Source organism: Metamycoplasma orale ATCC 23714 (assembly GCF_000420105.1).
GTDB lineage: Bacteria > Bacillota_I > Bacilli_A > Mycoplasmatales > Metamycoplasmataceae > Metamycoplasma > Metamycoplasma orale.
The window spans coordinates 14,525-27,941 of sequence record NZ_ATUH01000007.1 but is presented as its reverse complement, the minus strand read 5'-3'; the positions used below and the strand labels follow the sequence as shown (position 1 = coordinate 27,941).

The window sequence follows — 13,417 nt, the reverse complement described above, 5'->3', positions numbered from 1 at the left end:
AAGGAGTACAATGCAGAAGAAATTTTATTTGTTAACAATGACTTTATTGCCAACTTTACCATTAGTTGCTGCAAAATGTAAAACTACAATTTTAAATAATGTTAAGTTAAATAGCAGTCAAATTGAAAACATTAGAAAAAAGTTTAGATTTGAATTAACTAATGCAGGTATAAATAAATACAATGATGGTAGTGGCAAAGGTAAAGAAGAAATTAAAAAATTATTATTTGATAAACAAGAACAATATAAATCAAATATTCAAAAAATAAAATTCGATCAAGAATTACGTAAGTACGTAATTATAGATTTTATGGATGTAAATAATTTGCCTTTGGGCCATGAATTAAAATTAAGAATTGTCACAGATCGTGAATTACCTGTTATTAGATGAACAGTAAGTTGTGCACAATTTGGAATTGAAAACCCTAATGGAGTTGCCGAAGAAGTACTTCTAGAGGTTTCTTAAAATAAAAAAGTATATAATATTAAATAAATACAAAAAATTACTAATTTAAGGAGAAATTAATATGAAAAAAATTAATAAAATATTCTTATCAAGTTTGGCATTATTGCCAACTACATTTGGTTTAGTAGCCGCAAAATGTAAAACTAATAATCCTAAACCAAATCCCGTACCAAATGTTGAATTTGCAAAAGCTTTAGGTATTGAAGTAGCTACAAAAGCAACAAAAGCTTCGGAATTTGATGTAAATACATTTGTTAAAGAAATTAGACAAGCTAAATCATGAGAAGCTATTGCTAAAATTTTTGACAAATATGGTATTCAATATAAATATAATCCTAAAGATTTAGAAGAAGGCGCTACTTTTGAAGTTATGGGTTCTACTCATGGACATGCCGATCAAGGAATGATTCACCTAGATATAATGAAAAAAGTTAATGGTGCTGAAAGCGGAAATACACGTTTTGAAATCTATGGTTTTAAAGTTGAAAAAATAGAAAAAGAAATTACCATTGGAAACTTTAAGTTCCAAACAAAAGCAAAAAAGGAAGCTAAAAAATTACAAATAGCTGAACTTAAAGACGAATTAGAAAAAGCACAAAAAGAAAGCTTTGATAAATTATTAGAAGTATTAGGTAAATACTTAAATTTTGAAAAGATTGATAAAACTAATACAACTTCAAAAATTTGATTTGACTTTGATGAAGCTGAAATACTTACCGATGCTGCACAATTACACTTAGAAGCATTTACTTATGAAAATGATGACTTAGCTAATAAAAAAGAAGCAGATGAATTAAAGATTACAAACCTTAATGATGGTAGCAATTCCGATTTTGAAGAACAATTAGGAATTGCTATTGGAAAAACTGCGGAAGATGCATCGAATATAAGCGCTGATGCTTTTGTTGCAGATATAAAATTTGCTACTTCTTGAGAAGATATTGCTAAAGTTTTAGACAAGTATAAAGTAGCATATAAATATGATAAAAATACTCTTGAACCTAATACTACTTTTGAAGTATCTCTATTATCACATTCACACAAAGATGCTGGATTAGTTCACTTAACAATTATTAAAAAAGTAAACGGCATTATCCAAGAAAGCTTTATGTTTGAAATATCAGGCTTTAAAGAAGAATTAGCGCCTGAAGAAATAATATTAGGAAATTATAAATTCCAAAGCAAAGCAAAAGAAGCAGCCAAAAATTTAAAAATTGATGAACTTCTTAAAGAATTAAACGATGCTCAAGCAAAAGGTTTTGACGAATTGCTTAAAGCTCTTGAAAAATATGTAACCTTTGAAAAAATTGATCCAAGTAACACTAGTTCAAAATTATTCTTTGATTTTATAAATGGAAATGAAATAGAAAGATCTAAAGGATATGTATTAATACATGCTTATGAATATCAAAATGACGATATTGCTCACAAAACATATTTTGGAAATTTAGAATTAACTAATCTTAAAACAGAATAAAATTTAGAATAACAAAAACCACAGCTGTGGTTTTTTTATTATTCTTTAAATCCACCAAATTCTTTGGCAAATATTGGGCCTAATTTATATCCTGGATCATGACGCAATATTGGTTTTTCAATTATGTTTTCTATTGCATTTCTTCATACGTGAGTTTTGTCAGTGTGATAAATTTGTGCATATAAAATAATTGTGTCACGAAAAGTTGACTTTTCAAAGTTATATCTAATTTCAAAAAATGTTTCATTATATTTTGAATATTTTGTTAAATCAGGGAAAGATATTTTAATTAAATCTAAAAGTTCTTCATTTGTTGAAAATAATTCTTCAAAGCTAATTCTACCTTCATCAAAATATCTACCATTACCTAATATATTTCTTCTAACTATATCCATCATTTTAGTATAGAATGCATCTCTAGTATATTTTTTTCCTTCTTTAGTTATATGTACGTCGAAGGAACTAAAAATATTTAGTATTTCTTCTTTACTAAAATCTTCAGCTTCAATTTTACCAATTATGGTTGTTATGGTTTTATCATTGGGCTCATTATGTTCATTAGGTCTTGAAATTAGATTATATTTAGGATTATCATAATAAGCATTTTCTAAATTATCTTTATTATTACTGCTAGTTACTTCCTTATTTCATTCTGGTTTAGGATTTGTACAAGACAAAGTCAAAGTTGGAGCTAATAAATTAGTTCCTATTATTAAAGGAAGAGTTAACAATTTCTTTTTCATAATAATGTATTATAAATTATATTATCAAATTAGGTTAGTGAACTAAAAATCTTGTATAATTAATTACATATTAATCAATATATTTAATTTAAATAAATAATAATTTTTAAAATCAAAGGAGATATAAATATGGCTAAAAAAATAGCAATTAATGGTTTTGGAAGAATCGGAAGATTAGTATTTAGAGAAATCTTTAAGGATAAAGATTTAGAAGTTGTAGCAATTAATGACTTAACAGATGCTAAAACTTTAGCTCACTTACTAAAATACGATACTGCACACCAAAAAATGGAAAATGAAATTTCATTTAAAGAAGATGCAATTATTGTTGATGGCAAATCATATCCTGTATTTGCTGAAAAAGATCCAGCACTTTTACCATGAAAAAAATTAGGTGTTGATATTGTTGTTGAAGGAACTGGTAGATACACTACACTTGAAGGAGCATCAAAACATTTAGAAGCTGGAGCTAAGAAAGTATTAATTACAGCGCCAGCAAAAGGCGAAGGTATTAAAACTGTTGTATATTCAGTAAACGAAAAAATATTAGACAAGGATGACAAAATTATTTCAGCTGCTTCATGTACTACAAACTGTTTAGCACCTATAATGAATGTTATTGAAAAAGAATTTGGTATTGAAAAAGGGTACATGACTACAGTGCATGCTTATACTGCAGATCAAAGATTGCAAGACGCACCACATTCAGATTTAAGAAGAGCTAGAGCAGCTGCGCAAAATGTTGTTCCTACTACTACAGGTGCTGCAAAAGCAATAGGAAAAGTTATTCCATCGCTTAGCGGAAAAATGAATGGAATTGCATTAAGAGTACCAGTTATTACAGGTTCAATGGTAGATGTTACATTAGAACTTAAAAAATCGCCAAGTGTTGAAGACATTAATAAAGCAGTTAAAAAAGCTGCTTCACCTTCTTTAATATATACAGAAGATGAAATTGTTTCAAGTGATATTATTGGCGCAAATGCAGGTTCAATTTTTGATTCAAAATTAACATCATCACTTACAGTTGATGGTAAAACTTTATATAAAGTTTATGCATGATATGATAATGAAAGTTCATTTGTTGGACAATATGTTAGAACTTTAAAACACTTAGCAAAACTTATAAAATAGTGTACATTAAATACGATATTTAGAAAGAAGCAATTAATTTGCTTCTTTTTCTTCTTCAATAAATAAGTAAGTTTAAATGTATAAGTTTAATGTTATAATTTTTATAATAACAAGTTGATAAAATTTTAAGGAAACAAAATGGAAAATAAAATTAAAAAATATTTTTTGACTTTTAATATTTTAATTAACATTTTGTTTTTGGCTTCTTTGATTTTTATAGCTATTTACATTATTATCGTTAATAATTACAACAGTAGATTGAAAGAGATTTGGCCACACCATATTTATTTAAAAAAAATGCAAAATTGAAAAGATATATACATTATTTCATTTATATTAATTTATTTATCATTCTTTATAATATGAATAACTCAATTTATTATATTGTTAAGAAACAAAAATAATTTAGTTAAAAGTTTTTTTGCTATATTTTATTGAAAACAACTTATTTTAATTGCAGATACTTCTAAGAAAAATAAAACTAATTTTATAATTGTGTCAATTTCATTGTTCATTTGTTTACTATCTATTATTATTTCTTCAGTATTTAATCTTATATCTGATTTTATACATTTGCCATTTATTATTTATTCCATTTATTTAATCACTATTTTTTTAATATATATTCCATTATGTATAACAACCAAAAAATAAATAACGAAAAAGAAGGCAATTAATTTGCTTCTTTTTCATTTTCAATAAACTTGAATATTTCAATTATTTTGGCTACTTCAATTTGTTCTGAACGAATTTCTTTTGGCAAATTAAATTTATCAAAAACTTTATTTATTAATGGTAATTTGTAGTTTGGTTTTAAATTATTTACCAAAGTTTTTCTTTTAAATTGAAAGAAAATTTTTAGAAAATTCAAAAACTTTTTAAAATCATAGTCAAGTTGTTTTTTATTAAAAACTATTTTGATAACACATGAATCAACTTGTGGTTTTGGATCAAAAAATATTGAAGGTACAAATATTTCATTACTGCACTTTGCAATAGCTTGAAAAGCTACAGACAATTTTGAATACTGTTTATTATTGGGTTTAGATGTAATTCTAAGGCCTACTTCATTCTGAACCATTAGAACACTATGTTTTATAAAATCGTGGTTTTCTAGTATTTTAAATAAAATTTCAGTAGTGATTGCATAGGGAATATTACCCACAATTATTTGATCTTTTTTGCCTTCTAAATTACTTTTTAAGAAATCTTGATCAATAATTCTAACATTAGAATTAGCAAATTTTTGTTCTAAAAAAGTTATTAAATCTTTGTCAACTTCATATGCAATTATACTTTTTGCGACTTTAGAAAGTGGTAAAGTTAGAGCACCTAAACCAGGACCAATTTCAATAATTTCATTATTTTTTGCTTCTGCAGTGTCAACTATTTTATTAATAATTTCGTCATTAATTAAAAAGTTTTGACTAAATTTTTTCTTTGCTTTTATTTCCATTACACACCAAAAACTTTCTTTACATTATCTCTAATTTGTTTAACTAATTCTTCTTCTTTAATATTTTTTGCATTAGCAATATATTTATATATATGTTCTACATATGGACTTATATTAGGTTTTCCACGCATAGGAGTGGGTGCTAAATAAGGAGTATCTGTTTCACAAAATATACGGTCTATAGATATAACTTGTAAAGCTTCTTGTAAACTTTTGGCATTTTTAAAAGTAACTACGCCAGAGAATGAAAAATATAAATTAGCATATTTTAAACATTTTTTAGCATATTCTATGTCACCACTAAAAGAATGAAATATCATTTTGAGATTTTTGTATTTAGGTAAGGTAATTATTTCAAAAGCATCTTCAAGTGCATCACGAATATGCAAAACAGCCACAATATTATGTTTTAAAGCAACATCTAGTTGAGCTTTAAAGCTTTCTTTTTGAGTTTCTTTTGAAGGGCTATTGTCATAATGATAATCTAAACCAATTTCTCCAATGCCTATAACATCCTTTGTAATTATAGATTCTAAAAATTCTCCATCACTTTTTCCACTGCATTCTGTTGGGTGTATTCCTATAATAGGATATAAATATTTTTCTTTTTTACAAAGTTCTAATAGTTCTAGACAATCACTTTTGCTAGTACCATTTACAAACATAAGTTCCATATTTTCTTTATATCATTCTTTTACAACATTATGAGGATTATCATAGTATTCTTTAAAAGGGTGTGTATGTATATCTATATATTTCATTTGCTTTCTCCTATAGTTTCAAAAAATCAACATTTGATTATTAAATATATTATAAAATAATTTATTTTTTCTTATCTTTCATTTTTTAATCATGATATTTAAATTTTTATTAAAAACCAAATTTATTAAGTAACTAGGAATTTTTATCTTTAATTTATATATAAATTAAAAACTACTAGATTATTAGATTTTATTTTATGATTATCAAAAATTACAAAAAATTGAAAAATTTTGCACACCTTTAAAAATAAGTGATGTATAATTTTTTTGTATGACCTATTTAAATAGTGATACAACAAATTTACTTTAATGAAATTTCTACCCCATTAGGGCTAAGTAAATTAAAAATAAGTAAATGCGTAAAAAGATATTTTTAAAATAGTCACTCGTGTTAAATACTTCATACAATTACATCAATAATAAAATAATAAGATGTAATTTAAATTAAATAAATGTAAAACATCTTTTATATTATTGTTTTAATTTATTAATTTTAAAAATAATATAAATCTATAAATACATAGTTATTTTGTAACTTATAAAAACTTAAAATCATATATTTAATATTTTTTAAATATCAGATATTTTGAAATAAATAATTTCTATTATATTTAAGAAAATCATAATTATGTTATTTTTAAAAAAATAAAGGAGTTCAATGAACTTAATTAAAATAGACCTTCATGTGCATTCAACTGATTCATCATATACTGGTAGTAATATATCAGAAGAATCTAATTTAGAAAAATTACTTATTTTGCAAAAACATAAAGTTAAAGTTGCTTCATTTGCTGATCACGATAATTTTTATTTGGATAGTTATATTAAAAGATTAAAGCTAATAGATGATAATAAAATAGATATTTTATTATTACCAGGTTTGGAAGTTAACCTTAAAAAATATAATGGTCAAATAGGCCAAGCAATAATAGTATTTGATCCTAATTCCAATTTAGAATCATTACATGCGCTTACAACTAAAGTTTTTAGGAATAATAATAATAAACTAACTTACAAAGAAGCTGTTAACTTGTTTAAAGAAAAAGAATTTAATTTTATGATTTTTCCACATGCCGGAAAAGCTCAAGATAATATGGAATGAGAAGATATTGAAGGTTCTCAAGTTGATGGGTTGGATGTAACGGATTTTAATAGCACTAACAAAAAGAAAATTTTAAAGCAAAACCCCGAATTACCTGTGGTTTACTTTAGTGATACTCATACTTGAAGAAAATACCCACAATACGGAAAGTTTTGTTCATATGTAGAAGTTAGTGATAAAAGTAATTTTACATTTAAAGAAATTAAAGAAAATATCAATAAAAAGAAAATTGATATGGACAAAATTATTTAAGAAAGGAAGCAAATAAATGTTAAAAAATTTAATTATAAAAAATAACATTGAAACAACAAAAATTGATTTGAGTAGTCAAGTTAATATTATAGTTGGCGAAAAAGGAACTGGAAAAAGTACCTTATTACAAATAATAGCTGAAGCTATTATAAATAAAAAAATGTTCAGAGATGAATATGATTGAATTAGAGATAAAGCTAATTTTGAATTAGATACTATCACAATTGATAATACCAAAATTAATGTCCAAGATTTTGGCTATTTCTTTGAGACTGAAAACAGGGAAAATTCTTTTGACTTAGCAATGTCTGAACTTCAAAAGCAACTTCCTGGATACATAAGTCAAAATGATAAAAGAAAAAATGCTTTAGATTCAACAGAATATGTAGAAGAAAGAAAATTAAAAGCTTTAAACTTATTTAGCAAAAAGATAGCATATAACGATTTAAATAGTTTAGATAAATTTTTTAATTTACGTGATAAAGTCACTGAATTTAATGCCTTATTAGATGAACGTTTACCTTTAACTACTGCAATTGACTTTGAATCTTTAAAAAGTTCAGGAGGTTCTACTAATAATATTATTTTAGTTAATTATGATAATAATGATATTTCTACAACTATATCTGAACTTTTACATGTAGTTTCTAAATATCGTGATGAATTAAAGGTAACCCAGCTTAATTGTAATTCTGTTTTAAGCGAAATTCACAAAGGAAATAGTAATTTTAATAATATGCTAATTAACGAAGAGTTAATTAAAGAATTAGAAAAAAACACCCAAGAAGCAATTAAAATAAATGCTGCTCTATATAAAACATATGATAAACATTTCAATACATTAAGCAAATATATAAGCGCTTTAAATTGTTTTAAATCTGTAATTACAAACTTGCAAAACAAGTATAAACTTGAAGTTAGAAAAACAGAAAGAGTTCAAATTGATAAAAATGAATTATTGGAATTCTTTTCAAAAGTTGGCTCATTTGCTAAAGATATTAAAAATAAATATCAAGACATTATTGAAAATGAACTTGAATTTGATGCCGAATTAGAAGAAATTGATTCTCACAATAGTAGCATTTCTTATAAAGTTAAAAAGTTTGTTATTAGCGAAGATCAAAAATATATGCTACTTAATAAAATAGTTACTGCTTCAAATAAATCACATACTGTTGCGGACGTTTTATTAGTAACACCAAAGCCCTCACAAGATAAAGAAAAAATAGTTAAGGAACTACTTAAAGATCAAATTAAAGTTTATGCAGGAAATGTAGAATATAAAAATCTTTCAACAGGACAAAAAACTTTATTTGGTGTAACTCACGCTATAAATTCTCTTAAAAATGTGCCTAATGATAACTATTTGTTATTAGACCAAATTGAAGATAACCTTGATAATAAAACTATATATGAAAATATTCTTCCTTTAATTCAAAAACAAGTTGAAAAAGGCAAACAAGTGTTTATCGTCACACATAATGCAAACATAGGTTCAATAATAAAAGGAAATAGCATTGTAACAAATATATTTGCAGATAAATTAGAAGACAAATTTGTAATTAATAAATTAATTAATAATGATGATGCAAAAATTGTATATCTTGAAGGTGGAACAAAAGCTTTCAATGAAAGAAAACAAATTTATGAACAAGATAAAAAAGGAGTTAAATAATTATGATAACAATTGATTATGTAGAAAAAAAAGATGGAAATAAATACATTACTATAACAAATAGCGCTGATTCAAAAAACAAAAATTCTATACAAATAGATTTAAGTCAGCCAAGCGACTGAAGCAAACAAAATATTAATAATTTTATTATTAGAACTGTGTCTATTGCTGAAGATAAATTAGAATTACCTAAATTAACAGAAAGTGCACAAAAACAAATTAATGAAAAAAGTGATGTTGCTGAATCAATCAAATTTATTAACGAATTATTTACCGAATTTGTTAATAAATACAATAATAAGTAGTTTATTTTCTTAAATTTTTTTCACAAAAATTAATAAAAAATCAAGTATAAAACGCAATTAATTTTCTAATTTTGAAAATATTGTAAAAATACTTGATTTTTTGGTAAAATGTTAATTATTTTATTTAATAATTTTATACACTAATTATAGGAGTAATAATATGAAAAGAACATATCAACCTAAAAAAGGTAAACATATTAAAGTACATGGTTTTATGTCTAGAATGTCTACAAAAAATGGTAGAAAAGTTTTAGCAGCTAGACGTGCTAAAGGAAGAAATAGACTAACTGTATCAGATAACAAATAATAAATATTATTTAATTTGTAATAAATAAAATGTTTAATAGAACTAATATTGTTAAAAAAAATTGAGAATTTCAAAAAATTATTGGAAAGAAAATCCAAGTTGTTTCTAAAAATTTAATAATTTATATAACAAAATCAGAATATTTTAAAATAGGCATTTCTATTCCTAAACAATTTGTAAATGCAGTAAAAAGAAATCACTTTAAGAATCAAATTAAATCAATATTAAGAAAATTAAATGTCGAAGAATATAAATTTGAATGTGTTTTAATTGCAAGAAAAACTTTTTTTGATTTAGATTTTTCAAAAAAAGTAATTGAAATTAAAAATATATTGGAGAGTGCTCAGAATGGCAAAGCAAAAAAGATCTAAATTTTATGATGATTTTAGAACAAGTGACAATAAAAGCAAGAATACTAATAATAATGCCTCAAAAAGCGTTTGACTAAAAGTATGAAAATGAATAAGAATTCTTCTTATTGTATTTTTTGTTGCTGTTGGTCTTGTAGGCTGCGTTCAATCATTTACAACAAAGACTAGTTCAAAAGTAGGCGCAGGTTATGAATTTTATGCGTCTAAGAAAGTTATACCTTCACCAAATGTTGAAGTATTAAAGTACGATAATGTAACAAATACTTTTAATGTTACTAATACAGAAAAAGATATTAAGAATAACCCATATGTAGGTCTTAATAATCAAAATCAAGATGTACTTAAAGCATTGAAAGAACAAGATGAAAAATCTGGTGCAGTTTATGCTGCTCAAGGTGGTAACTCATTAGCCATTCAATTCAAAGATTCAAATGAAAAAGAAGACATAATTCATAATAATGTTGGTGCTGATGGCATTAAACGTTATGAATATATAAATTTAAGTGATAAATTTGGGACAAAAAAATATAGTCCAACCCAAGATTTTTTATCGTGAACTGCTTTAGATATTACAGTTCACAGCGTAAAAATTGGTACAGATAATAGAAACTTACCAGAAAAATTAAGCAAGTATAGTGAATTATATGTTACTGAAAAACACTTATTAAGTGATGCTGCAATTAGTTTATTTGCACGTGATGTTTTAGAAAGTTTATTTAAATTAACTTATAAAAAGTGATTTGATGAATCTATTAATGAAGGTAAAGGAATTTCTAGAATTAATGAATTGCTTTATGATGCTAAATTTGCAAATGCTATAGGAAAACCAACTTTACCATCAAATGCTACATTTGAACAAAAACTTGAATATCTTAGATATTTACATAATGTATTTAAAGAAGCTAAAAATGATGCTAAATATGCAGATGCTGGATATATCTTTGCAAACCACCCATTTTGAAATCAAAATCTTGCTGAATTTGGCAATAAAAAATACGGTGAACTTTCAAACGAAGATAAATTAAAAGCTATTCAAAAATGAGAACTTTATGAATGAGTTCAAAAAGCGCAAACATTTTTAATATATGAAGCAGCAATGTTTAAAACATATTTCAAAATGTTTAACTACAAAGTTTCAAGCAGAGAAGTAACGAATCTTAATGGAACAAAAGAAATTGATAATTATGCACAATCTAATGTTTCAGAGTTAGGTAACTATTCATATAGAAAACCAGTATTAAGTCTTTTACCAAATGATGCTAATACTCCTCACTATGCTCTTACTTCGTGAAAAGATTATTGAAAAAGAGGTCCTTTCTTTGGATTATTCATTTATCCAATTAACTGAATTTCTACAAAGATAATTGTTGGATTAGGTACTACAGGTTGATCTGTCATTCTTGCTTTAGTTATTGTTGTTATTGTAACTCGTTTAGCTGCCTTTTTCTTAAGTCTTAAAACTTCTTTAAGTCAAGGAAAAATGGAAGAATTAAATCAAAAGAAAGCAAAAATTGAAGCTAAATATGCTGACGTTGCTAAGAATGATAAAGTAGCGCAACAAAAGAAACAAATGGAAATTTCTCAATTATATAAAGATGAAAAAATGTCTCCATTTGGTTCTATAGTCTCAATGTTTATAACCCTTCCTATTTTAATTGTGGTCTTTAGGATTATTACAGCAAGCCCTGAAATTAAACACACAAGTTGATATGGTATTCAACTAGCTGCAACTTCAATCAGAAAGATAATGAATAAAGAATTTATATATCTTCCTTTGGTTCTTGTTTCTATGTTAGTTCAAGGGTTGGCGCAATATCTTCCTAAGATATTAAATAGAAAGAAAAAATCATTGCGTATGGATGCTTATGCAAAAGCTGCTAATAAGAAATCTAACAAGATGGGAAATATGCTTCAAATTATCTTTATAGGTATTGGAATACTATTTAGTGCTGGTCTTCAAATTTATTGAATTATTAGTGGTATCTGAACAATTATTCAAACCTTGGCAGTTCATTACTTTACTAAATCTAAATTCTATAAAGAAAAAGTTGAACCAAAACTATTTAAGAAAACAGCTTAATAATTACAATGTGGGTAACCCCACATTTTTTATTATTAAAGACGCCCTAGAATATGATACCTTTTTGTAGTATAATTATTATGTCCTATAATTGGATATATATTTGCATTAATATCATAATAAAAATTATTACTTTTAAACTTTTAGGTATTTGTTAGTTCGACTTTATTTTCTACTTAAATAGCAAGTATAATTATTGGTTAATTTTTCCTTCATAATATTCTTTTATGTAATTCCATTAATTTTTATTTCCTCCTTTCTGAATTGGTTATGAATTTTCTCTCTAATTTGCAAATATATTTTTAGGACAGACATATTAGTGAATTTGTTTATTACCACTAGTAAATAAAAAAACATGTTTTAACCTCTATTTGGGCCCAATAGAGGTTTTTCTTTTTCATAAAATAAATATATTAATTTAAAAATATCTATAATTAATGTATGCAAACACATTACAATTTTAAAATTTATTTTTTAGACATGGATGGCACATTTGTTGACAAACCAGAAGAATTACCAGAAGGCAAATTAGGAATTAGCCAAGAAAATTTAGACACTGTTAGCAAACTTGCAAAATCTAAGCCTGTTATTATTTCAACAGGTAGATCAAATAGTGATTATCTTTTAAGAGTCGCAAAACTTATAAACGCACCATATTGTGTATGTCAAAATGGTTCTTTAATTGTAGACTCAAACAATAAACAACTTCAAAAGATTGAAATAGATGAGCATTCTACTCAAGAACTCATAAAATATATGCAATCAAGAAACTTATTTTATACAATGGATGAAGGTGGCGTAATTTATTATGGTAAAAATTATAATTGCGATTTTGAACGTCCATGAGTAAAATTGCTTAAAAAAGTTCCTTATAAAGATATGCCAAAAATTAAGAAGGCATGTAAATTTTTATGCTATGGTGTTGATAAAGACGGAATTAATCAAATTATTGAGGAATTAAAAGTTAAGTTGCCACATTTAACTTTTCATAAAGTATCTTATGGGTATTCAATAGAAATAACAAGTGATAAAGCATCAAAAGGTAAAGGCAATGCTTTTGTTGCTAATTTATTAAATATAGATCCAAAAGAATGCGTACATATTGGCGATACAGGAAATGATACAAATGCATTACCTGAAATTGGCTCATTTATAGCTATGGGAAATGCTACTGACGAAGTAAAATCATTTGCAATGAAAATTGCACCTGATTTTAGAAACGCCGGACTTGCAAAATTAATTAAAGAATTAGAAAATATGTAAAGAATATATCTTGCATATTTTTTTA

Annotated in this window: 13 protein-coding genes; 10 read left to right on the top strand and 3 right to left on the bottom strand. The window is 25.2% G+C overall.

Features of this window, described 5'->3' with window-relative positions:
* Positions 1–10: 10 nt before the first annotated feature.
* Positions 11–466 (top strand): hypothetical protein, encoded by a 456-nt coding sequence (locus tag F795_RS0101865; RefSeq protein WP_129619148.1) that lies wholly within the window; start codon positions 11–13, stop codon positions 464–466.
* Between the two features lie 61 nt (positions 467–527).
* A complete protein-coding gene (locus F795_RS06575; RefSeq protein WP_022936036.1) occupies positions 528–1,943 on the top strand; it encodes a hypothetical protein in 1,416 nt (471 codons plus the stop codon).
* A 38-nt stretch (positions 1,944–1,981) separates the two neighbouring features.
* On the opposite strand, the gene F795_RS06570 is transcribed toward F795_RS06575, so the two are convergent.
* Positions 1,982–2,686 (bottom strand): hypothetical protein, encoded by a 705-nt coding sequence (locus F795_RS06570; RefSeq protein WP_022936035.1) that lies wholly within the window; start codon positions 2,684–2,686, stop codon positions 1,982–1,984.
* A 129-nt stretch (positions 2,687–2,815) separates the two neighbouring features.
* On the opposite strand from F795_RS06570, the gene gap reads away from it, so the two are divergent.
* Positions 2,816–3,820: a type I glyceraldehyde-3-phosphate dehydrogenase gene (gene gap, locus F795_RS0101850; RefSeq protein ID WP_022936034.1), complete on the top strand. Its 1,005-nt coding sequence runs from the start codon at positions 2,816–2,818 to the stop codon at positions 3,818–3,820.
* 673 nt (positions 3,821–4,493) lie between these two features.
* Here the strand turns inward: gap and rsmA are convergent.
* Positions 4,494–5,276, bottom strand: a complete 783-nt coding sequence (gene rsmA / locus F795_RS0101840; protein WP_022936032.1) for a 16S rRNA (adenine(1518)-N(6)/adenine(1519)-N(6))-dimethyltransferase RsmA — start codon at positions 5,274–5,276, stop codon at positions 4,494–4,496.
* Positions 5,276–6,037 (bottom strand): TatD family hydrolase, encoded by a 762-nt coding sequence (locus F795_RS0101835; RefSeq protein ID WP_022936031.1) that lies wholly within the window; start codon positions 6,035–6,037, stop codon positions 5,276–5,278. The genes rsmA and F795_RS0101835 overlap by 1 nt, the downstream gene beginning before the upstream one ends.
* Before the next feature lie 658 nt (positions 6,038–6,695).
* Between F795_RS0101835 and F795_RS06565 the strand changes: the two genes are divergently transcribed.
* The 7 genes from F795_RS06565 to F795_RS0101800 all read left to right on the top strand — a co-directional run bounded on the left by F795_RS06565 (position 6,696) and on the right by F795_RS0101800 (position 13,392).
* Positions 6,696–7,391, top strand: coding sequence for a PHP domain-containing protein (locus tag F795_RS06565; protein WP_022936030.1), 696 nt, complete (start codon positions 6,696–6,698; stop codon positions 7,389–7,391).
* 16 nt (positions 7,392–7,407) lie between these two features.
* Positions 7,408–9,066, top strand: a complete 1,659-nt coding sequence (locus F795_RS0101825; RefSeq protein WP_022936029.1) for an ATP-binding protein — start codon at positions 7,408–7,410, stop codon at positions 9,064–9,066.
* Between the two features lie 2 nt (positions 9,067–9,068).
* Entirely contained in the window at positions 9,069–9,371 is a 303-nt protein-coding gene (locus tag F795_RS06560) for a hypothetical protein (protein WP_022936028.1), read from the top strand.
* A gap of 160 nt (positions 9,372–9,531) precedes the next feature.
* Positions 9,532–9,678, top strand: a complete 147-nt coding sequence (gene rpmH, locus F795_RS0101815; protein ID WP_022936027.1) for a 50S ribosomal protein L34 — start codon at positions 9,532–9,534, stop codon at positions 9,676–9,678.
* A 29-nt stretch (positions 9,679–9,707) separates the two neighbouring features.
* Positions 9,708–10,049 (top strand): ribonuclease P protein component, encoded by a 342-nt coding sequence (gene rnpA / locus F795_RS06555; protein WP_022936026.1) that lies wholly within the window; start codon positions 9,708–9,710, stop codon positions 10,047–10,049.
* Positions 10,027–12,129, top strand: coding sequence for a membrane protein insertase YidC (gene yidC, locus F795_RS03665; RefSeq protein WP_022936025.1), 2,103 nt, complete (start codon positions 10,027–10,029; stop codon positions 12,127–12,129). Before rnpA ends, yidC begins: the two co-directional genes overlap by 23 nt.
* A 441-nt stretch (positions 12,130–12,570) precedes the next feature.
* Complete coding sequence (locus F795_RS0101800) at positions 12,571–13,392, top strand: Cof-type HAD-IIB family hydrolase (RefSeq protein ID WP_022936024.1); 822 nt, start codon at positions 12,571–12,573, stop codon at positions 13,390–13,392.
* The last annotated feature ends 25 nt before the right edge of the window (positions 13,393–13,417 follow it).